General features: G+C 68.9%; 22 protein-coding genes. 7 read left to right on the forward strand and 15 right to left on the reverse strand.

Annotated features, from left to right (window positions below; genetic code table 11):
* Positions 1-21 precede the first annotated feature (21 nt).
* Positions 22-1,167: a bifunctional 2-C-methyl-D-erythritol 4-phosphate cytidylyltransferase/2-C-methyl-D-erythritol 2,4-cyclodiphosphate synthase gene (locus tag ACO06I_RS04780; protein WP_421931458.1), complete on the forward strand. Its 1,146-nt coding sequence runs from the start codon at positions 22-24 to the stop codon at positions 1,165-1,167.
* On the opposite strand, the gene ACO06I_RS04785 is transcribed toward ACO06I_RS04780, so the two are convergent.
* Positions 1,164-3,461 (reverse strand): fused MFS/spermidine synthase, encoded by a 2,298-nt coding sequence (locus ACO06I_RS04785; RefSeq protein ID WP_421931459.1) that lies wholly within the window; start codon positions 3,459-3,461, stop codon positions 1,164-1,166. The genes ACO06I_RS04780 and ACO06I_RS04785 overlap by 4 nt on opposite strands.
* A gap of 83 nt (positions 3,462-3,544) precedes the next feature.
* Between ACO06I_RS04785 and ACO06I_RS04790 the strand changes: the two genes are divergently transcribed.
* The gene (locus tag ACO06I_RS04790; protein ID WP_421931460.1) at positions 3,545-4,036 is read left to right on the forward strand and encodes a CinA family protein; all 492 of its coding nucleotides are present in this window, start codon (positions 3,545-3,547) and stop codon (positions 4,034-4,036) included.
* Here the strand turns inward: ACO06I_RS04790 and ACO06I_RS04795 are convergent.
* Positions 4,033-4,476, reverse strand: a complete 444-nt coding sequence (locus ACO06I_RS04795; protein ID WP_421931461.1) for a type II toxin-antitoxin system RatA family toxin — start codon at positions 4,474-4,476, stop codon at positions 4,033-4,035. The genes ACO06I_RS04790 and ACO06I_RS04795 overlap by 4 nt on opposite strands.
* Positions 4,477-4,480: 4 nt before the next feature.
* Entirely contained in the window at positions 4,481-5,443 is a 963-nt protein-coding gene (lipA, locus tag ACO06I_RS04800) for a lipoyl synthase (protein ID WP_421931462.1), read from the reverse strand.
* 153 nt (positions 5,444-5,596) lie between these two features.
* On the opposite strand from lipA, the gene ACO06I_RS04805 reads away from it, so the two are divergent.
* The 4 genes from ACO06I_RS04805 (at position 5,597) to ACO06I_RS04820 (ending at position 10,061) form a co-directional block, all read left to right on the forward strand.
* Positions 5,597-6,616, forward strand: a complete 1,020-nt coding sequence (locus tag ACO06I_RS04805; RefSeq protein WP_421931463.1) for an alpha/beta fold hydrolase — start codon at positions 5,597-5,599, stop codon at positions 6,614-6,616.
* A gap of 98 nt (positions 6,617-6,714) precedes the next feature.
* The gene (locus tag ACO06I_RS04810) at positions 6,715-8,271 is read left to right on the forward strand and encodes an AMP-binding protein (protein ID WP_421931464.1); all 1,557 of its coding nucleotides are present in this window, start codon (positions 6,715-6,717) and stop codon (positions 8,269-8,271) included.
* A 65-nt stretch (positions 8,272-8,336) separates the two neighbouring features.
* Positions 8,337-8,732 (forward strand): DoxX family protein, encoded by a 396-nt coding sequence (locus ACO06I_RS04815; RefSeq protein WP_421931465.1) that lies wholly within the window; start codon positions 8,337-8,339, stop codon positions 8,730-8,732.
* 93 nt (positions 8,733-8,825) lie between these two features.
* The gene (locus ACO06I_RS04820) at positions 8,826-10,061 is read left to right on the forward strand and encodes an acetyl-CoA C-acetyltransferase (RefSeq protein WP_421931466.1); all 1,236 of its coding nucleotides are present in this window, start codon (positions 8,826-8,828) and stop codon (positions 10,059-10,061) included.
* Here ACO06I_RS04820 and lpdA read toward each other — a convergent pair.
* From lpdA to eno, 11 genes are all read right to left on the reverse strand, one after another.
* On the reverse strand, positions 10,058-11,467 hold the full coding sequence (lpdA, locus tag ACO06I_RS04825) for a dihydrolipoyl dehydrogenase (RefSeq protein WP_421931467.1): 1,410 nt from the start codon (positions 11,465-11,467) through the stop codon (positions 10,058-10,060). The genes ACO06I_RS04820 and lpdA overlap by 4 nt on opposite strands.
* Positions 11,467-11,943, reverse strand: a complete 477-nt coding sequence (locus ACO06I_RS04830) for a glutathione peroxidase (protein ID WP_421931468.1) — start codon at positions 11,941-11,943, stop codon at positions 11,467-11,469. The genes lpdA and ACO06I_RS04830 overlap by 1 nt, the downstream gene beginning before the upstream one ends.
* A gap of 9 nt (positions 11,944-11,952) precedes the next feature.
* Positions 11,953-13,284, reverse strand: a complete 1,332-nt coding sequence (locus tag ACO06I_RS04835; RefSeq protein WP_421931469.1) for a pyruvate dehydrogenase complex dihydrolipoamide acetyltransferase — start codon at positions 13,282-13,284, stop codon at positions 11,953-11,955.
* Between the two features lie 3 nt (positions 13,285-13,287).
* Positions 13,288-13,722, reverse strand: a complete 435-nt coding sequence (locus ACO06I_RS04840; protein ID WP_421931470.1) for a GFA family protein — start codon at positions 13,720-13,722, stop codon at positions 13,288-13,290.
* Positions 13,719-14,120 (reverse strand): GFA family protein, encoded by a 402-nt coding sequence (locus tag ACO06I_RS04845; protein WP_304701642.1) that lies wholly within the window; start codon positions 14,118-14,120, stop codon positions 13,719-13,721. The genes ACO06I_RS04840 and ACO06I_RS04845 overlap by 4 nt, the downstream gene beginning before the upstream one ends.
* Positions 14,117-15,514 carry a pyruvate dehydrogenase complex E1 component subunit beta gene (locus tag ACO06I_RS04850; RefSeq protein ID WP_421931471.1) on the reverse strand — a complete coding sequence of 466 codons (1,398 nt, stop codon included), beginning with the start codon at positions 15,512-15,514 and terminating at the stop codon, positions 14,117-14,119. Before ACO06I_RS04850 ends, ACO06I_RS04845 begins: the two co-directional genes overlap by 4 nt.
* On the reverse strand, positions 15,511-16,572 hold the full coding sequence (gene pdhA / locus ACO06I_RS04855; protein WP_421931472.1) for a pyruvate dehydrogenase (acetyl-transferring) E1 component subunit alpha: 1,062 nt from the start codon (positions 16,570-16,572) through the stop codon (positions 15,511-15,513). The genes ACO06I_RS04850 and pdhA overlap by 4 nt, the downstream gene beginning before the upstream one ends.
* 173 nt (positions 16,573-16,745) lie before the next feature.
* A complete protein-coding gene (locus tag ACO06I_RS04860; RefSeq protein WP_421931473.1) occupies positions 16,746-17,042 on the reverse strand; it encodes an FtsB family cell division protein in 297 nt (98 codons plus the stop codon).
* Positions 17,043-17,291: 249 nt separating this feature from the next.
* Positions 17,292-17,966 (reverse strand): VIT1/CCC1 transporter family protein, encoded by a 675-nt coding sequence (locus ACO06I_RS04865; RefSeq protein ID WP_421931474.1) that lies wholly within the window; start codon positions 17,964-17,966, stop codon positions 17,292-17,294.
* Between the two features lie 84 nt (positions 17,967-18,050).
* Entirely contained in the window at positions 18,051-18,605 is a 555-nt protein-coding gene (locus tag ACO06I_RS04870) for a cytochrome b (protein WP_421931475.1), read from the reverse strand.
* A 266-nt stretch (positions 18,606-18,871) separates the two neighbouring features.
* A complete protein-coding gene (gene eno, locus ACO06I_RS04875; protein ID WP_421931476.1) occupies positions 18,872-20,152 on the reverse strand; it encodes a phosphopyruvate hydratase in 1,281 nt (426 codons plus the stop codon).
* Between the two features lie 175 nt (positions 20,153-20,327).
* Between eno and ACO06I_RS04880 the strand changes: the two genes are divergently transcribed.
* Positions 20,328-20,570 (forward strand): hypothetical protein, encoded by a 243-nt coding sequence (locus ACO06I_RS04880; RefSeq protein WP_421931477.1) that lies wholly within the window; start codon positions 20,328-20,330, stop codon positions 20,568-20,570.
* Between the two features lie 99 nt (positions 20,571-20,669).
* On the opposite strand, the gene rpmF is transcribed toward ACO06I_RS04880, so the two are convergent.
* A complete protein-coding gene (gene rpmF, locus ACO06I_RS04885) occupies positions 20,670-20,852 on the reverse strand; it encodes a 50S ribosomal protein L32 (protein WP_304701635.1) in 183 nt (60 codons plus the stop codon).
* Between the last annotated feature and the right edge of the window lie 110 nt (positions 20,853-20,962).

Here is a 20,962-nt window from a genome sequence, read left to right on the forward strand (position 1 = left end):
CGCCCTCTAAACAACGTCGCCATGAACTTTTCTGCCGTCGTTGTCGCCGCAGGCTCGAGCACGAGGGCTGGGCCAGGAGTTCCCAAACCCTGGCGCAGTCTGGGTGGGCGGCCGATTCTACGCTGGTCGGTTGAGGCCCTGGCCCGCGCCGGAGCCCGAGAAATCATCGTGGTCACCGCCGGCGAGCGCATGACGGATGCAACCGAGGCGCTTGCCGGACTAACGGGCTGGAAAGCCGTCGCCGGCGGCGCAACGCGGGCTGAATCGGTGCAGGCGGGCCTCGCCGCCCTGTCGGCGGCCGACGACGAGACCGTGCTGATCCACGACGCGGCCCGCCCCTTCGTGACCACGACGCACGTCGAACGCCTGCTGGCGGCCCTAGCGGACGCCGACGGCGCCGTTCCCGCCCTGCCCGTCGCCGACACCCTGAAGCGCGGCGCCGAGGTGATCGTCGAGACCGTCTCCCGTGAGGGTCTCTGGCGGGCCCAGACGCCCCAGGCCTTTAGCTACCGCACCCTCCTGGACGCCTACGCCGCCTGGCCCGCCGACGCCGAGCCCACCGACGACGCCGCGGTGGTGGAGCGGGCCGGCGGCAGGGTGGCCCTGGTCGCCGGCGATCCCCTGCTGATGAAACTGACCTATCCGGAGGACTTCGCCATGGCCGAACACCTGGCCGGCGGCCGCCGGATCACCCGCACCGGGTTCGGGGTCGACGCCCACCGCTGGGGCCCAGGCGAGGCGGTGTGGCTCTGCGGGGTGAGGATCGACCACGATCAGACCCTGATCGGCCACTCGGACGCCGACGCCGGACTGCACGCCCTCACCGACGCCCTTCTGGGCGCCATCGGCGAAGGCGATATCGGCGAACACTTCCCGCCCAGCGATCCGCAATGGAAGGGCGCATCCTCCGACCGCTTCCTGCTCCACGCCGCGGGCCTGGTGGCGGCCAAGGGCGGCCTGATCGTCAATGTCGACGTCACCCTGATCTGCGAGCGTCCCAAGATCCGCCCGCACCGCGACGCCATGCGCGCCCGGCTGGCGGACCTGCTTGGCCTGCCCCTGGACCGGGTCAGCGTGAAGGCCACCACGACCGAGGGGATGGGCTTCACCGGCCGCGGCGAAGGCCTGATGGCCCAGGCGGTCGCGACCGTCGAGACGCCCCTCTAGGGCAGCCAGGCCCAGCGTTCCTTCATGCGCCCGTAGAGCGCCCCGATCAGGTTTGTGTAGTCGTCGGTCCAGGGGCGCACGAGCACGGGCTCGGTGGGTTTCCAGCGCGGGTCCGCCGCGAAGGGCGCCAGCGCCTTGGCGTTTCGCGCCACGATCAGGGCGTCCTCGGAGGACTCCCACAGCATGGGCGAACTCTTGGCCGCGTCGTGCCGCTGCAGCAGCGCCTCGCCGCCGGCGGCGTAGGCCACGGCCATGGCCGGGCTGCGCAGGTCGAGGTTGCGGTTGGACAGGTGCAGGATCAGCACGCCGTCGGGCTTGATGCGGGACAGGTAGCCGCGCATGGCCTCGACGGTCAGCAGGTGAGCCGGGACGCTGTCGGAGGAGAAGGCGTCGATCAGCAGGATGTCGAACTGGTCCCTCGGCTGCTTGGCCAGGGTCAGGCGGGCGTCGCCCACCACATAGTCGATCTTCCCCTTGGCGCAGGTCGTCGTGTAGCTGAAATGGGCCGGATCGCTGGAAATCCGGATCACCAGCGGATCGATCTCGAAGAAGGTCAGCCGGTCGCCCGGGCGCGTATAGGCGCCCACAGCGCCGGTCCCCAGGCCCACGGCGCCGATGCGCAGGGCCGGCTTGCGCCGCTCCACCTCGGTGAAGACCTGGCCGATCGGCGTCTCCGGGGCGTAATAGACCAGGGGACGGCAGCGCCAGCGCGGGTCCTGGGCCTGGGCGCCGTGCAAGGTGGTGCCGTGGGACAGCATGCGCACCGTGCCGCCCATCTCCGGAAGCTTCAGCTCTGACTGCCGCACCACGCCGAAGAAGCTGCGCCAGCTCTTGAGCACGTCAACCTTGTCGCCGGCCCCCTCCGCGGCGAGCGAGATGATCGCGATGAGGCCGAAGAAGACGATGCCCCGCCGGCGCACGAGGAAGGCGCAGACCACGGCCGCGGCCAGGCACACCTTGACCAGGAGAAGCATCAGGTCGTGGCCCGTGGTTCCCATCAGATGGGCCCGGCCGATTTCGCCGCTATAGGCGGCCATGGTGGCCAGGGGCGCGCCCGCCGCGGCCAGGCACCCCAGGGCGAGGGTCACCCAGCGCCAGCGCTCCACCGGCCCTTCACCCCAGGGCCGGACCAGACAGGCCAGGGCCAGGATCAGGGGATATTCCCAGACATTGTTGAAGATCACCGGGGCCAGGAAGGCGTTGAACCCGCCGCCCACCACGCCGCCGAAGGACATCCAGAGATAGAAGCCGGTCAGGTGTCCGGGCGCCGGGCGGCGCGCCACCAGGGCCTGGTGGCACATCAGGGCCGTCAGGAAGAAGGCCGAGAGGTGGATGAAGAGCTGCAGGAAGAGGTTGCTGGCCTTGAAGGGCAGGATCGAGGCGCAGGCGGCCACCGCCGCGGCCTGAAGGATCAGGGTGGTCTGCTCCGATATCGCGGGCTTGGTGGAAAACGCGATGATGAAGGTGACCAGATAGAGCGCCAGCGGGATCACCCACAGGAAGGGCGCCGAGGCCACGTCCGTGGCCAGGTGGGTCGTCACCCCCATCATCAGGCTGGAGGGGATGGCGGCCAGCACGACCCAAGTCAGGCGATCGCGCCAGCTGGGCGCCGCCTCGACGGTGTCGCCCGCCACCACCACGACCGGGGTCGCCTCGCCCCCCGCGCGGGTCACGAAGACCATAAGGGCGGCCATCAGCAGGACGAACGCCCCGTAGCCCAGGCTCCAGCCCACCGCCTGGCCGTGCAGGGTCGCCAGCGGCTCCACCAGGATCGGATAGGCCAGCAGGGCCAGCAGGCTGCCGAGATTGCTGGCGGCGTAGAGGGCGTAGGGCTCGGTCCCGGTCGCGGCATGCAGGGTGCGGGCGTGCCAGGCCTGGGCCAGAGGGGCGGTGGCCGAGAGCACGGCGAAGGGGGCGCCGATGGAGACGGTCATCACCCCCAGCAGCCAGAGGGCCGGGTGCTCGGAACTGGGCGCGCCGAACACCCCTGTGACGTGCAGGGGCAAGACCAGGGCCGCCAGCACCATGGCGGCCAGATGCAGGCCCGCCTGCAGGCGGATCGACCGGACCCGCTGCAGCAGGTGGGCGTAGCCGTACCCGGCCAGGAGGGCGACCTGGAAGAAGGCCAGGCTGGTGTTCCAGATCGACGGCCCGCCACCCAGCAAGGGCAAGACCAGCTTGGCGATCATCGGTTCGACCAGGAAGACCAGGCCCGCGCTGGCGAAGACGGTGATGGCGAACAGGGCCGGCGATCGGTCCGCGGCGGTATTGGCGGCGGCGTCCTGCGTGGTCATGTCTCGAATCGTCTTGTGTCCGGGGTCGCGGCGATGTTGTGGTCTCGCCTCACCCTTGCCTAGCTTTGTCGGAGTCACGCCGCATGTTTTCCCTCGAGATCGAGACCCTGGCGCGACTGCTGATCGACGAGGCCCGCGAGCGCAATCTGCGCATCGTCACAGCGGAGAGCTGCACCGGGGGATTGGTGGCCGGGGCCATCTGCTCGATCTCCGGCGCGTCGGACGTCTTCGAGCGCGGCTTCGTCACCTACACCAACCGGGCCAAGCAGGAACTTCTTGGCATTCCCGGCGACCTGCTGGCCGACCTCGGCGCCGTCTCCGAGCCGGTGGCCCGGATGATGGCGGAGGGCGCCCTGGAGGCCTCGAACGCCCACATATCGGTGGCCATCACCGGCGTGGCGGGCCCGCACGGCGGCACGTCGTTCAAGCCGGTGGGCACGGTCCACATCGCCACGGCGCGGACCAATCACGGCCTGATGCACCGCCAGGAATTCTTCCAGTACGAAACCCGTTCGGAGATCCAGCTCGCGGCCGTCCAGGCCGCCCTCCAGGCCCTGCGCGACCGGATGACCTAGCCGTAGAGCGCCTTGGCGCGGGCCTCGAAGCATTCCATCAGCTTGTCGACCGCGTGGCCGAAATTGGCGGCCAACAGGGCCTCCAGCATTCGCGACTTGAACGCGAACTCGATGTCGAACTCGACGCGGGTTCCGGCGGGGTCGGGCTCGAACCGCCACTGGTTGCGCAGGGTCTTGAACGGTCCGGACAACAGAGCGACGTCGATCTGGCGGCCGTCCGGATCGCGCCGCACCCGGGTGGAGAAACTCTCCTTCAGGAAGGCGAAACCGACCCTGGCCTCGGCGTCCACCCAGCTCAGGCCCTGGCTGTCGGTGCGCGCGTTCCACGTCCGCATGCCTGTGACCCAGGGCACGAACTGGGGATAGGACTCGACGTCGCCCACCAGGGCGAAGAGCTGCTCCGGCGCATAGGGCAGCGTCCTGGCGACGTGATGGCGCAAGCGCTTAGGCCGCGGCGTCCTTGGCCCGGCGGGCGGCCTGCAGCTTGGCGAAGTCCTCGCCGGCGTGGTGCGACGAGCGGGTCAGCGGGCTGGCCGAGACCATCAGGAAGCCCTTGGCTCGGGCGATCTCCTCATAGGCGCGGAACTCGTCGGGGGTCACGTAGCGATCGATGGCGGCGTGCTTGCGGGTCGGCTGCAGGTACTGGCCGATGGTCAGGAAATCGATGCCGGCCGAACGCATGTCGTCCATCACCTGCATGACCTCTTCCTTGGTCTCCCCTAGGCCGACCATCAGGCCCGACTTGGTGAACTGCTCGGGATCGCGCTCCTTCACCCGCTCCAGCAGGCGCAGGGAGTGGAAGTATCGCGCGCCGGGACGGATAGAGAGGTAGAGGCGCGGCACGGTCTCAAGGTTGTGGTTGAAGACGTCGGGCTTGGCGTCGATCACCAGCTCCGCCGCCGCCACTGGCTTGCGCAGGAAGTCCGGGGTCAGGATCTCGATGGTGGTGGCAGGCGCCGCCGCGCGGATCGCGCGCACCACGGCGGCGAAGTGCGCCGCGCCCCCATCGGCTAGGTCGTCGCGGTCGACAGAGGTGATGACCACGTGCTTCAGCCCCATCTTGGCCACCGCATCGCCGACGCGGGCGGGTTCGGTGGGATCCAGGGGTTGGGGCTTGCCGGTGATGACATTGCAGAAGGCGCAGGCCCGCGTGCAGGTGTCGCCCATGATCATCATGGTGGCGTGGTTGATGGACCAGCACTCGCCGATGTTCGGGCAGGCGGCCTCCTCGCAGACCGTGGTGAGGCCGTGTTCCTTCACCGTCGCCCGTGTCGCCGCATAGCCCGGGGAGCCCGGCGCGCGCACGCGCAACCACTCGGGCTTGCGCAGCATCGGCGTGTCGGGCCGTGACTGCTTTTCGGGGTGTCGCGGCCTTGCGCCGGTGACGGTGTCGATGACGGTCGCCATGACCCCTAAATCGGCGTTCGAGGCTCCCGGATCAAGCCGTGATTGAGCGGCCTTGCGCCACGGCGGCGATCTGGGGTCAAACACGGCATGGTCCGCGCGTTCGCCGTCGCCGCTCTGCTCCTGTTGCTCGCGGCGTGCGGCCGGAGCGATGTGATGGGCCCGTTCGCGGAAAGCCAGGCCCCGCCGTCCCTCAGTCCGCGCTTCTATCCGCCCGAGGGCTGGGCCTGGGGCCTGATCGAGACCGGCGGCAAGCCCGCCCAGCGCTACGGCGTCGCCGCAGGCTGGCGGGCGCCGCGGGCGACCGTCGTGATCCTGCCGGGCTATGGGGAGTCGGCCGAGGCCTGGTTCGAGACCGCCGCGGACCTGATCCGCCGAGGCTACACCGTCTGGATCCTGGAGCGCGCCGGCCAGGGGGGCTCGGCCCGCTACACCCTGCCCCGCGACCTGGGCTTCGTTCCCAGCTTCGATCCCGATGTCGCCAATCTGCGGGCCCTGGTCCGGGTGGTGATCCGGCCGGTGGACACCAAGCCCCTGATCCTGCTCGGCCACGCCGACGGCGCGATCGTCGCCCTGCGGGCCGTGGAGACGGGCCTGAAGGCCGACGGAGTGATCGTCTCCTCCCCAGCCCTGGCGCCCAAGGCGGTAAGCGCCGACTCCGCCCAGGCCCTGGCCGGACGGGCCGGACTGGGCCGCCTGCCCTCTCCCGACTGGCGACCCTGGAGCCGGTCGTCACCGGACGCCCGGGGCCAAGGCCTCACCCACGACGCCTGGCGCGGACGGGTGCAGCAGGCCTGGCAGACCGCCAATCCCGACCTGCGCATGTCCTCGGCCAGCCTCGGCTGGCGCGGCGCGCACCAGGCGGCCAGCCGCGCGGTGGAGACCGATGTTGGGTTGGTGAAGGCCGACGTCCTGATGCTGCTGCCGGCGCGCACGGCGGCCCCCAACCTGGCTCTCTGCAAGGCCCTTCCCCGTTGCCGCTCCGTGGCCATTCCCGGCGCCTGGCCGGCCCTGCATCTGGAACAGGACCGCTTCCGCCAGCCCTGGATGGACGAGGTGAGCGGCTATATCGCCGCCAAGGTCGACGCCGAACGCGCCGCGGAAGTCGCGCCGCCTGCAGCCGCAACCCCCGTCCCCGCCGCGATTCCCGAGGAAAATTCTCCGCCTACCCCGTGAAACCACCTCACGGTTTGTAACGTATCCTTGCAATGGCGACCCCCGACGATAGGCTTAGGTTCCAAGAAACGGCGATCCGATCGGGGAGGTCTTCGCCTTTGTCGCGTACATTTGATCCGCTTGAGAGCGAACGGACCCTGTTCGACGCTCTGCTCGACGCTCGCGCCAGGTACGGCGCGAAGAAGCTCATCCTGGAGGACCAGGAGCGCAATCCGCTGTCCTATACCGACCTTGTCCGGGCCGCCTTCGCGCTCGGCCGCAAGATCGCGGCGATGACGGAGAAGGGCGAAAGGGTGGGCGTCATGCTGCCCGCCAGTTCGGCCGCCGTGGTGACCTTCTTCGCCCTGCACGCCTTTGGCCGCGTGCCCACCATGCTGAACTTCACGGCCGGCATCCGGAACCTGAAGGCCGCCTGCAAGCTGGCCGGGGTCAAGCGGGTGCTGACCGCCAACCGGTTCATCGAGCAGGGCCAGCTTCACGATCTGATCGACGCCCTGGAGGAGGTCTCCACCGTCACCTACCTTGAGGACGTGAGGCAGAAGATCGGCCTGGCCGACAAGCTGTTCGCCGCCACCGCCGCGGCCTTCCCCAAGCCCTTCGTGGCCGAGACCCAGCCGGGCGATCCGGGGGTGATCCTGTTCACCTCGGGCAGTTTCGGCGCCCCCAAGGGCGTGGTGTTGAGCCAGGCCAATCTGGTGGCCAATGTCTACCAGATCGCCGCCCACATCCCGCTGGATCCGGACTGGGTGATGTTCAATCCCCTGCCCACCTTCCACTGTTTCGGCCTGACGGGCGGCGCCCTGCTGCCGATCCTGACCGGCATGAAGGCGTTCCAGTACCCCTCGCCCCTGCACACCAAGGTCATCCCGCCGCTCCTGAAGGACTCCAAGGCCTCCATCCTGCTGGCCACCGACACCTTCCTGAACCAGTACGCACGGGTCGCCGAATATGACGAGCTGGCGAATCTGAAGTTCATCGTCTGCGGCGCGGAAAAGGTTCGAGAAGAGACCCACAACCTCATCCGGGACAGGTTCGGCGACGTGCCCGTCCTCGAGGGTTACGGCGCCACGGAAGCCGCGCCGGTGATCGCGGTCAACAAGCCCATCGACAACCGCCGTGGCACCGTCGGCGGCCTTCTGCCGGGCATCCAGACGCGCCTGGAGCCGGTGGAGGGCATTCCCGGCGGCGGCCGCTTCTATGTTCGCGGCCCCAATGTGATGAGCGGCTATCTGAGGCCCGATGGCTCGGTGGAGCCCCTGGCCGACGGCTGGCATGACACCGGCGACGTGGTCGATATCTCCGACGACGACTGGGTGACGATCCGCGGCCGGGTGAAGCGCTTCGCCAAGGTCGGCGGCGAGATGGTCTCCCTCACCGCCGCAGAGGACCTGGCCGTCGCCGTCTGGCCCGAAAGCCGCCACGCGGTGATCGCCATGCCCGACGCCCGCAAGGGCGAGCGCCTGATCCTGGTAACCGACCGCCGTGACGCCGATTCGACGGCCCTGGTGGCCCACGCCAAGGCCATCGGCGCCTCGGAGCTGAACGTGCCCAAGAAGATCATCAAGGTCCCCGAGGTGCCCGTGCTGGGGACCGGCAAGACCGACTATGTGGTGATCCAGCGCATGGTTGAGGCCGAGGGCCGCCGCGCCGCCTAGCTTGACGGATGGTCGGGGAAGGCGGCTCCTTCGCTCAAGCGCCGTGAAGGCGCGTGGAGGAAGCCATGCCGAACCTGGACGTCTGGGCGCCGCGCGTCCTGAGCCTGCTGCGCATCGTCTCCGCCCTGCTCTTCATGGAGCACGGGCTGATGAAGATCTTCCACTTCCCGGCGGCCCAGCCCGGGGCCCCCGATCCCCTCCCCACCCTGCTGCTGGCGGCGGCCTGCCTGGAGATCGGCGGCGGCGCCCTGCTGGCGCTTGGTTTCTTCACCCGGCCGGTGGCCTTCATCCTGTCGGGCCAGATGGCCGTGGCCTATTTCATGGCCCACGCCCCGGCGGGATTCTATCCCGCCCTGAACGGCGGCGAGGCCGCGGTGCTCTACTGCTTCACCTTCCTCTACCTGGCCTTGGCCGGTGGCGGGGAATGGAGCGTCGACGCCCTGGCGCGCAAGAAGCCCTGACGAAATCGGCGCTTGGCTGCCGTGGGGTCGCCGGGTCCATGGTCGCCCCTCGATCGGCGCTTGCGCGCAAACTGAGCTTGAGGGGATCACCCTATGACCGAGGCCTGGATCATCGACGTCGCCCGCACCCCCCGTGGCGTGGGCAAGCCTGAGAAGGGCGCGCTGTCGGGCGTCCATCCGCAACGCATCCTGTCCACGGTGCTGAAGGCCCTGGCGGAGCGCAACAACCTCAATACGGCCGACATCGACGACGTCATCGCCGGGTGCGGCACCCAGTTCGGCAAGCAGGGCTCCTGCATCGCCCGCATGGCGGCCCTGGACGCCGGTTACGCCAACGAGGCGGCCGGCATGTCCCTGGACCGCTTCTGCGGCTCGGGCCTGACGGCGGTGAACCTGGCGGCCATGGGCGTGATGTCCGGCGCCCAGGACCTGGTGGTGGCCGGCGGCGTTGAGTCGATGTCCTATGGCTCGACTCTGAAGCGCCCCGTGGGGCCGACCCTGGACTCCGGCAACGCCCACCTTCGCGCGATCCACCCCCAGCCGCACCAGGGCGTCTGCGGCGACGTGGTGGCCACCCTTGAGGGCATCACCCGCGAGGACGTCGATGCGCTGGCGCTGGAAAGCCAACGCCGCGCGGCCCACGCCATCGCCAACGGCTATTTCGACCGCAGCCTGGTCACCGTCTACAACGACGACGGCAGCGTCGCCCTGGATCGGGAGGAATATCCCCGCGCCAGCACGACCGCCGAGGGACTGGCGGCCCTGAAGGCCGCCTTCGCGACCCTCTATGACGTGCCGCTGGACGAGGAGGGCCTGTCCTTCCGCAAGTTGGTGGAAGCGACCTATCCCGACCTGAAGATCAACCACGTGCACCATGCCGGCAACTCGTCGGGCGTGGTGGACGGCGCCGGCGCCGTGGTCATCGCCTCGCCGGAATACGCCCGGGCGCATGGCCTGAAGCCCCGCGCGCGGATTCGTTCGGTCTCCACCGCGGGCGATTCGCCCGAGCTGATGCTGAACGCCCCCGGCCCGGCGGCCCGCAAGGCGCTGGCCAAGGCCGGCATGACCATGAAGGACATCCAGCTCGTCGAGATCAACGAGGCCTTCGCCGTGGTGCCGATCAAGTTCATGCGCGACCTGAACGTCGATCCGGCCATCGTCAATGTGAACGGCGGCGCCATCGCGCTGGGTCACCCGATCGGGGCGACCGGGGCCATGATCCTGGGCACCCTGCTGGACGAGATGGAACGCCGCGACCTGTCGGTCGGCATGGCCACCCTGTGCGCCGCCGGCGGCATGGCCCCGGCGGCGATCATCGAGCGAATCTAGATATGTAGGACCCGACCATAGGCGTCGAGCGAGGCCTCATGCATGGCCTCGCTCATCGTCGGGTGGGGGAAGACGGTGGCGATCAGCTCGGCCTCGGTGGCCTCGAGCGTCATGGCCAGGGCGAAGCCCTGGATCATCTCGGTGACCTCGCCGCCGATCAGGTGGGCGCCGATCAGGGCCCCGGTCTTCTCATCGAAGATGGTCTTCACGAAGCCCTCGGTCTCGCCCGAGGCGATGGCCTTGCCGTTCACGCGGAACGGGAAGCGGCCGACCTTGACGGCGATCCCCTTTTCCTTGGCGCCCGCTTCCGTGATCCCCACCGAGGCGATCTGCGGGGTCGAATAGGTGCAGCCCGGGATCGGAGCGTTGAGGTTCGACGGCGCGAGGCCGGCGATGTGTTCGATGCAGTGGACGCCCTCGTGGCTGGCCTTGTGGGCGAGCCAGGGCGGGCCGGCGACATCACCGATGGCGTAGAGGCCGGGCACGCCCGTGCCGCCGTGCTCGTCGGTCACCACGTGGGTGCGGTCGATCTCCACCCCCAGGGCTTCCAGGCCCATGTCTTCGACATTGCCGACGATGCCGACAGCGACGATGGCGACCTCGGCCTCCAGGATTTCGGACGTTCCACCGCTGGCGGTCGTGACGCGCACGCCGCCGGACTTCGGCTTCTCGACCTTCTCCACCTGGGCGCCGACGCGGAACTTGATGCCGCGTTTTTCGAAGGCTTTGCGGGCGGTTGTGGAGATTTCCTCATCTTCCACGGGAAGGATTCGCGGCAGGGCTTCAATCACCACCACCTCGGCGCCGAGGGCGCGGTAGAAGCTGGCGAACTCGATGCCGATGGCGCCTGAGCCGATGACGATGACGGACTTGGGCGCGGCCTTGGGGGCCATGGCCTCCCGATAGGTCCAGACGCGGTCGCCGTCCGGCTCCAGCCCCACGGCGGGGATGGTGCGGGCCCGGGCGCCGGTGGCCAGGATGACGTTCTTGGCGGTCAGGGTGCGCGAGCCGCCGGCCTTCAGCGCCACCACCACCTTGGGGGCGGGGGAGCCCTTCTCCAGCCGGGCGGTCCCCTCCACCACCTCGATCTTGTGCTTCTTCATCAGGAAGGCGACGCCGGAATTGAGCTGGGCGGCGACCTTGCGGGAGCGCTTGATGATGCCGGTGAAATCGAAGGAGGCCTTCTCCACCTTGATGCCGTAGTCGGCCAGGTGGGAGAGGTTCTCATAGGCCTCGCCCGACTTGAGCAGGGCCTTGGTGGGGATGCAGCCCCAGTTGAGGCAGATGCCGCCCAGGGCCTCGCGCTCGATGATGGCGGTCTTCAGGCCGAGCTGGCTGGCGCGGATGGCGGTGACATAGCCGCCGGGGCCCGAGCCGATGACGATGAGATCGAAGGAGTCGGCCATCAGAGCAGGGCCTCGATGGCGCTTTCCAGCGACTTGGGCGTCACGGTGGGGGCGAAGCGGTCCACCACCTCCCCCTTCCGGTCGACGAGGAACTTGGTGAAGTTCCACTTCACGTTGGCCGTGCCCAGCACGCCCTTCTTCTGTTTCTTGAGGTAGGCGTAGAGCGGATGGGTCTGGGGCCCGTTGACGTCGATCTTGCTCATCATCGGGAAGTCCACCTCGTAGGTCAGCGAACAGAAGTTGGCGATCTCGTCGGGGTTTCCCGGCTCCTGGGCGCCGAACTGGTTGCAGGGGAAGCCCAGGACCACCAGGCCGCGGTCCCTGTACTTGCGATAAAGCTCCTCCAGCCCCTCGTATTGCGGGGTGAAGCCGCACTTGCTGGCGGTGTTGACGATCAGGACCACCTTGTCGCGATAGGCGGCCAGCGGCGCAGCGGCGCCGTCGAGAGTCTGGGCGCTGAAATCATAGATGCTCATGCCCGGCTCCTAGACGATCATCGTGATGGGATCTTCGATCAGCACCTTGAAGGCCTGCAGCCAGCGGGCGCCGATGGCCCCGTCGACGACGCGGTGATCGCAGGTCAGGGTCACGGTCATGACCGTGGCTATGGCCAACTGGCCGTTCTTCACGACAGGGCGCTGCTCGCCCGCGCCCACCGAGAGGATGGCGCCCTGGGGCTCATTGAGGATCGAGGCGAAGGCCTTGATTCCGAACATGCCGAGGTTCGAGACGGAGAAGGTGCCGCCCTGGAACTCCTCGGGCTTCAGCTTGCGGGTCCGCGCCCGGGCCGCCAGGTCCTTGGCCTCGGTGGCGATGGCCGCCAGGCCCTTGGTCTCGGCCGCCCGGATGATCGGGGTGATCAGGCCGCCGTCGATGGCCACGGCCATGGCGATGTCGGCGTGGTGGTGCATCGCGATCCCCTCCGGCGAGTAGGAGGCGTTGGCTTCGGGCACCTGCTTCAGGGCGATGGCGCAGGCCTTGATCACCAGATCGTTCACGCTGACCTTCACCCCCTGCTTTTCCAGCATGGCGTTGATCTTGGTCCGGCCAGCCAGCAGGGCGTCGATCTCCAGGTCGATGGTGAGCGGGAAGTGCGGCACGTCCCGGAAGCTGTCGGTCAACCGGCGGGCGACGGTCTTGCGCATGCCGTCCAGGGGCACGAGGTCGTAGGAGCCGTCCTGAATGCCCATCTGGGCCAGGCTGAGCACCTGGCGCGGGGCCGTGGTCGAGGCCGCTGCGCCGGCCCTCGCCGGAGCCTTGGCGGCGCCGGGAGCCACGCCCTCGACGTCGCGCTTGATAATGCGGCCGTGGGGGCCGGAGCCCTTCAGGGCGGTGAGGTCGAGGTTCTTCTGGGCAGCGATGCGGCGGGCGAGCGGCGAGGCGAAGACGCGTTGGCCGCCGGAACTCTGTGCGGCGGGAAGGGCCGCGCCCCCTCCACCGCTACGCGGTTCCCCTCCCCCGATGGGGGAGGAATTGGTCTCTGCCTTGGCGGCGGGAGTCGGAGCCACTTGCTCCCCCTTCGGGGGAGCTGGCGCAGCCGCAGGCTGCGACTGAGGGGGTGGCGACGCCGCCTCGCCTTCCCCCGACAGCCGGGCGATGGGGGCGTTGACCTTCACGTTCTCCGTGCCCTCGGGGACAAGGATGGCGTCCACAACGCCTTCGTCGACGGCCTCCACCTCCATGGTGGCCTTGTCGGTCTCGATCTCGGCGATGACATCGCCGGACTTCACCACGTCGCCCTTCCTCACGTGCCACTTGGCGAGGGTCCCCTCCTCCATGGTGGGCGACAGCGCGGGCATCAGGATGTCGATGGGCATGGGTCAGGCGCTCGGGCTGGTTTCGACGAGGACGGTGGGCGTCCAGCGCGCCTGGCGCCGGGCGAGCTTCGCCGCATCGGTTTCATCGTCATAGGAGATCGGATCGGGGGTTCGGCCCTCGAAGCCCGCCAGGGCGACGCCGGCGACGTTCAAGGTGGCGAAGGCGTGGCCATCCACCGCCAGCACGGAGGCGACATAGACGCCGCATTCCCCGCACAGCAGGGCGTCCACCTGGCGGCGGCCGAACCGGTAGCGGTTCAGCGCGCCGGGCGAAGCCTCGATATGCAGGCGGCTGGCGGGATCGCTGGTGGTGGCCGCGCCGTGGCGGCGGCAGAAGCCGCACTGGCAGGCGCGCAGGGGCAGGTCGCCCAGCGGCTGGCCGGGCTCGAACGCCACCCGGATCGCGCCGCAATGGCAATGGCCGGCCAGGGTGGTCATGACGGCTCCAGCGACAGGTGGGCGAGCTGGTCGGCGTTGGCCTCCCAGTTCTGGCCGTCGAAGGCGGTCAGATCGAGCCTGGCGGCCTCGTCCAGGCAGCGGGCGTTGACCGACCAGCCGTCCGGGTTGGAGCGCGGGCGGTAGAAGCTCTTGATGCCGCATTCGGCGCAGAACAGGTGCTTGGCCACCCGGGTGTTGAAGCTGTACTCGGCCAGCCGCTCCATGCCCTTGGTCACGCGGAAACGGCTCTCGGGCACGATGATGTGGATGAAGCCGGACTTGGCGCACATGGAGCAGTTGCAGCTCTGGGCCTCGACGACCTCCGGCAAGGCCACCTCGAACCGCACGCCGCCGCAGTGGCAGCCGCCGGCGCGCCAGGTGAAGCCGTCCCCGCTCATCGGTAGGTGACCGCCTTCACCGCCTTCACGATCTTGTCGACCGAGGGCAGGGACAACGCCTCCAGGTTGGCCGCGTAGGGCATGGGCACGTCTTCCTGATGCACCCGGGCCGGCGGGGCGTCGAGATAGTCGAAGGCGTGCTCCAGGACGCGCGCGATCACCTCGGCGCCGACGCCCATGGGGCCCCAGCCCTCCTCGACCGTGACCAGGCGATTGGTCTTCTTGACGCTTTCGACGACCGTCTCGTGATCGAGCGGGCGCAGGGTGCGCAGGTCGATGACCTCGGCCTCGATCCCCTCGCCCGCCAGGCGCTCGGCGGCCTCCAGGGCCATGCCCACGGCGCGAGAGTGGGCGGTGATGGTGACATCGGTCCCCTCACGGCGGACCTTGGCCTTGCCGATCGGCACCAGCCAGTCGCCCTCGGGCACGTCGAACTCCACCCCGTAGAGCATCTCGTGCTCGAGGAAGACCACGGGGTTGGGGTCTCGGATGGCGGCCTTGAGCAGCCCCTTGGCGTCGGCGGCGTCATAGGGCGCCACCACCTTCAGGCCCGGCACCTGGGCGTACCAGGCCGAATAGTCCTGGCTGTGCTGGGCGCCGACGCGGGCCGCCGCGCCATTGGGTCCGCGGAACACGACCGAGCATTTGATCTGACCGCCGGACATGTAGAGCGTCTTGGCCGCCGAGTTGATGATGTGGTCGATCGCCTGCATGGCGAAGTTGAAGGTCATGAACTCGATGATCGGCTTCAGACCCGCCATGGCGGCGCCGACCCCCAGGCCGGCGAAGCCGTGCTCGGTGATCGGGGTGTCGATGACCCGGCGGTCGCCGAACTCCTCCAGCAGGCCGCGGGAGACCTTGTAGGCGCCCTGGTACTGGGCGACCTCCTCCCCCATCAGGAAGACGGTCTCGTCGCGGCGCATCTCCTCGGCCATGCCGTCGCGCAGGGCGTCGCGCAGGGTGGTCTTGACCAGCTTCACCCCCTCGGGGAGCTCCGGATCGCGCAGGGCGGGCCTGGGAACGACGGCAGTCGCCCCCTCGCCTTCCGGCTGCGGCCTGGCGGCCTCGGGCGCCTGCTTCTCCGGATCCCCGCTGGCGGCCGGTTCGGCCTCAGGAGCGGGCGCATCGGCCTTGGGCGCGGGAGCGGCCGCCCCGGCCTCTCCCGACAGGCGGGCGATGGGGGTGTTGACCTTGACCTCCTCGGTCCCTTCCGGAACCAGGATCGCCTCGACCACGCCCTCGTCGACGGCCTCCACCTCCATGGTGGCCTTGTCGGTCTCGATCTCGGCGATGACGTCGCCGGAGCGGACGGAATCGCCGACCTTCACGTGCCACTTGGCGAGCGTGCCCTCCTCCATGGTGGGGGACAGCGCGGGCATCAGGACGTCCGTCACTGGGCGGCCTCCAGATAGACGTCGGTATAGAGCTCGGAGAGCTCGGGCTCGGGCGAGGTGCGGGCGAACTCGGCGGCGTCGGCGACGATGCGCTTGACCTCCGCGTCGATGGCCTTCAGCGCGGCCTCGTCGGCCCAGCCCTTCTGCTCCAGCAATTCCTGAAGATGATCGATGGGATCGCGGGTCTTCCTCACCTCGTCGACCTCCTCCCGCGTGCGGTACTTGGCCGGGTCGCTCATGGAGTGGCCGCGGTAGCGGTAGGTCTTCATCTCCAGGATGTAGGGGCCTTCGCCGGAGCGCGCGTGCTCGGCGGCCTTCCGCGCGGCGGCCTGCACGGCCAGGACATCCATGCCGTCGACCTCCTCGCCCGGAATCCGGAAGGAGGCGCCGCGCTTGTAGAGGTGGGTCTCGGAGGACGACCGCTCGATCGAGGTGCCCATGGCGTACTGGTTGTTCTCGATCACATAGACGACCGGAAGCTTCCAGATCGTGGCCATGTTGAAGCTCTCATAGACCTGGCCCTGGTTGGCCGCGCCATCGCCGAAATAGGTGAAGGCGACCTTCTTGTTGGCCTTGTAGCGGTTGGCCAGCGCCAGTCCCGTGCCGAGGCTGACCTGGGCGCCGACGATGCCGTGGCCGCCGTAGAAGTCGGCCTGCGTCGAGAACATGTGCATCGACCCGCCCTTGCCCTTGGAGGAGCCGGTGAAGCGGCCGGTGAGCTCGGCCATGACCTCCTTGGGATCCATGCCGCAGGCCAGCATGTGGCCGTGGTCGCGGTAGCCGGTGATCACCTGGTCGCCCGGCTGCTTGATGGACTGCACCCCGACGGCGATGGCTTCCTGGCCGATATAGAGGTGGCAGAATCCGCCGATCAGCCCCATGCCGTAGAGCTGGCCCGCCCGCTCCTCGAAGCGGCGGATCAGCAGCATGTCGCGATAGAACTTGAGCAAGGTTTCCTGGGTCACCGGCCCCTCCGCGGCGCCCCCGGCGCCATCAGCCGTGACACCGGTGTCATTCTTCTTCCGCTTGGAAGTCGAGCTTGCCTGCCCGCGCGCCATTCGTTTCTCCGTGGAGTTCGCCACTGGGGCCTCGTTCCCGAGTCAGTCGTCCTGTGGAGCGTCATCGCTTCAGGGTCGAAGCTATAACGCTCCAAACCTTCTGTAGAGCGCGATAAAGGCCAAAGACCGGTCTCCGGTCACGGCCATCGCACCCTGGAACGAACGAATCCGCCCTACGGCTTCACCCGGATCACATAGTCTCTCGGGTCGGCGAAACCTAGCAGGGAACGAGCCCGCTCTTCCAGCAGATCGGCCGAAAGACTGGTGTCGCGCAAAAGGCGGGCGCGGGCCTCAAGATCCTGCCTCTCAATGCGCACCTTGTTCAGTTCGGCGATCTTGGCGGCCAGGGTGGCGTCGCGCAGATCCGACGACAGCAGGCCGCGATCGCCCGTGAAGGCGTGGAACCCGAAATAGAAGATCAGGAAGGCCAGGGCGGCGGTCGGCAGATAGGGGCGAATTCGTGCGAGCACTGGCTTGGAATCAAACGCGTTTCAGGACCCGGTCAGGGTGACGCTTCATGTTTAATATTGCGTTGCGGTCAAGCTTGAGGCCGCGGGGCCAAGGGTCGCATCGGATTGAGGATATTGGGGCGGGGCCTGAGGCGTGGTCGCACTCCGACAAATTCCCGTCATCCCGGCCGCAGCGAAGCGGAGAGCCGGGCCTGACGGCCGTCCGGGATGACGGAATTGTCTTGGCAAGCCGGCGCGCTGTTGAGCCCCCTAGGCCGCGACGCCGAACACCGCTCCGACGCCGGCCGTCAGGGCCATGGCCATGGCGCCCCAGAAGGTCACTCGAGCGACCGCCTTCCAGATCGGCGCGCCGCCGGCCCGCGCCCCCACCCCGCCCAGCAGGGCCAGGAAGGCGATGGAGGCCGCAGAGACCGCCGGAACCAGGGCCGGAAGCGGCGTCACGATGGCCAGGACCAACGGCAGGGCCGCCCCGGTCGCGAAGGTGAGCGCCGAGGTGATGGCCGCCTGCACCGGCTTGGCCGTGGTCATCTCGGAGATGCCCAGCTCGTCGCGGGCATGGGCTCCCAGGGCGTCCTTGGCCATCAGTTGACGGGCCACCTCGCGCGCCAGGCCGGGTTCGACCCCGCGCTCGGCGTAGATTCCCGCCAGCTCCGCCAGCTCGAGCTCCGGCTGGGTGGCCAGTTCGCCCTTCTCCCGGGCGAGATCGGCCCGCTCGGTGTCGGACTGCGAACTGACCGAGACATATTCACCGGCGGCCATGGACATGGCGCCGGCCACCAGGCCCGCCACGCCGGCGACGAGGATTTCGCTGCGCCCCTGGGCGGCGGCGGCGACGCCGACGATCAGGCTGGCGGTGGAGACGATGCCGTCATTGGCGCCCAGGACCGCGGCCCGCAGCCAGCCGACCCGCTCGATGAGGTGCATTTCGCGGTGAGATCGAACCATGCTGACCCTTTGGGGCTGAGACGCCGGCCTGGCCGGAGCGAAGAAGGCGGGGCGAGGTTAGCCCTATCCGGCGCGCTTGACCCACAGGATCCGCTGCAGGGTCCCGTCGCGATCGATCACCAGGTGCTTCAGGGCGCCGGCCACGTGCAGGGCGATCAGCGGCCAGAACAGCTTGCTGGCCGCGCCGTGCACCTCCTCGGCGGCTTCGTGCAGCCAGCCGATTCGCACCGGGAAGGGGCTGGGGATGGCGAAGAGATCGAAGACCTGGATCGGCCGGGCGACCGACCAGACCGCCAGCGGCCCGGTGATCAGCAACACCGCGATCATCAGCAGGAACAGGACCTGCACCGCCATGGCGGCCCGATGCAGCCAGACATTCTGCTCCAGAGGCCGGGGATGGGGCTGCGAGACGCTCCACAGCAGACGGGCGGCCAGGAAGGTGAAGAGCAGGACCGCGACCGAGACGTGCAGGTTCTGGGCGGCGATCTTGGCGGCCCGGTCCGGCGCCTCCTCCATCTGCTCGCCCAGCAGGTAGAGGGCGGTGACGCCGACCGCGCTGATCCAGTGGAGGGCGATGGCCGCCCAGCCATAGGCGGCGCGGGTGTTGCGAAGGGACATGGCGGGACTCCGGTTTTCCCGTCCGCCATGCCCCAGGGGTCCGCGCGCCGCCTTGACCGGCGTCAATAGCGACGCTTGAGGCATTTGGCTTCGAATTTGGTCGGGGCGACCGCGATCAAACCCCCTAGCCAATTCTCTGCGTCATCCCGGACGGCCGGTAGGTCGATCCGGGACCCAGGGGCCATGCGCTGGGCCCCTGGGTCCCGGCTCTCCGCTACGCTGCAGCCGGGATGACGGGGTGGGGTTCGGCCTACTGAGTCCCGGCCCTAGCGGCCCTTGAGGGCGGCGCGGCCGAGATAGACCGCCTGGTCGCCCAGCTCTTCCTCGATGCGCAGCAGCTGGTTGTACTTGGCGGTGCGGTCGGAGCGGGCCAGGGACCCGGTCTTGATCTGCCCGCAATTGGCGGCGACGGAGAGGTCGGCGATGGTGGAGTCCTCGGTCTCGCCGGAGCGGTGGCTCATCACCGAGGTGTAGCCGGCGCGGTGGGCCATCTCCACGGCGTCAAGTGTCTCCGACAAGGTGCCGATCTGGTTGACCTTCACCAGGATCGAATTGGCCAGGCCCTTCTCGATGCCCATGGCCAGGCGCTTGGGATTGGTGACGAAGAGGTCGTCCCCCACCAGCTGGACCTTGGCGCCCAGCTTGTCGGTCAGCAGCTTCCAGCCCTCGAAGTCGTCCTCGCCGCAGCCGTCCTCGATGGTGACGATCGGGAAGGCCGAGACCAGGTTGGCCAGGTAGTCGACCATGCCGGAGGGATCGAGGCTCTTGCCCTCCCCGGTCATCTCGTACTTGCCGTTCTTGAAGAACTCGGTGGAGGCGACGTCCAGACCCAGCACGAAGTCGCGGCCGGCCTTGTAGCCGGCGGCCTCGCCGGACTTGACGATGAAGGCGAGCGCCTCTTCCGCCGTGGCGATGTTGGGGGCGAAGCCGCCCTCGTCGCCGACATTGGTGTTGTGGCCGGCGGCCTTCAGCGCGCTCTTCAGGCCGTGGAAGATCTCCGCGCCCATGCGCAGGCCCTCGGCGAAGGTGACCGCCCCGGTGGGCAGGATCATGAATTCCTGGATGTCGATCGGGTTGTCGGCGTGGGCGCCGCCATTGATGATGTTCATCATCGGCACCGGCAGGACGCGGGCCGAGACTCCGCCGACATACTTGTAGAGCGGCAGGTCGGCGGCGGTGGCCGCGGCCTTGGCGACGGCCAGGCTGACGCCGAGGATGGCGTTGGCGCCCAGGCGCGACTTGTTGGGGGTGCCGTCCAGCTCGATCAGCAGGGTGTCGAGGCGGCGCTGGTCCTCGGCCTCGAAGCCGGAGAGCGCGTCGTAGATCTCGCCGTTGACGGCGTCGACCGCCTGCAGGACGCCCTTGCCGCCGTAGCGGCTCTTGTCGCCGTCGCGCTTCTCCACCGCCTCGTGGGCGCCCGTGGAGGCGCCCGACGGCACGGCGGCGCGGCCAATCGAGCCGTCCTCCAGCACCACGTCCACCTCGACCGTCGGGTTGCCGCGGCTGTCGAGGATTTCGCGGGCGGTGATGTCGACGATCTCGGTCATGGAAGTCCCCGGGGTGGGCATTGAGAAAAGGCGCGCGACCCTTAGCCAGCTTCGGGCCGCGGGGCAAATCCTGTGGGGGGTTCGGAGGGCGGCCGGCGGCCCAAAATTCGCCAGTACCCCGCCTGGGGCGGCGGGCGCACCGTCACCGTGGGGGGAGACATACCCGGAGACCCAGATGACACCGAAGACCAAGCTGAACATCGCCGGCGTCGCCGCCGCCATGGCCCTTGGGGCCCTGATCGGGCGCGCCACGGCGGCCCAGCCGCAGATGGCGGCGGCGCTGGACGCCCTGCAGGGCGCGCGCGCGCACCTGATCGCCGCCAACAACGACAAGGGGGGCCACCGCGCCGCGGCGATCTCGGCCACCGACGCGGCCATCGCCGAGACCCGGGCCGGAATCCGCTACGCCGGCTATTGAGCGCCCAAGGCAAAGCCACCCGCCGCGGAGCCCGCAGCGGGTGGCTTTCTGATCTTCAAGCTCGAAGACGCCGCGCGCCCGTGAGGGCGGCGAGGAAGACTAGTCTTCCTTCGGCGTGATGACCTGGCGGCCCTTGTACATGCCGGTCTTCAGGTCGACGTGGTGCGGGCGCTTCAGTTCGCCGGTTTCCTTGTCCTCGACATAGGAGTTGGCGCCCAGGGCGTCGTGGCTGCGGCGCATGTTGCGACGCGAGGGGGAAGTTTTGCGTTTCGGAACGGCCATGGGAGAATCTCTCAGGCGTGGAAATGGAAGCGGCGGCCCGGGGCCGCCGACGTGAGCGCGGGTGTATGACGCAAACCCCGCTTCGTTTCAAGCGCCGAAGGCCCTGAAAC

The organism is Phenylobacterium sp. (assembly GCF_965229015.1).
Classification (GTDB): Bacteria; Pseudomonadota; Alphaproteobacteria; order Caulobacterales; family Caulobacteraceae; genus Phenylobacterium.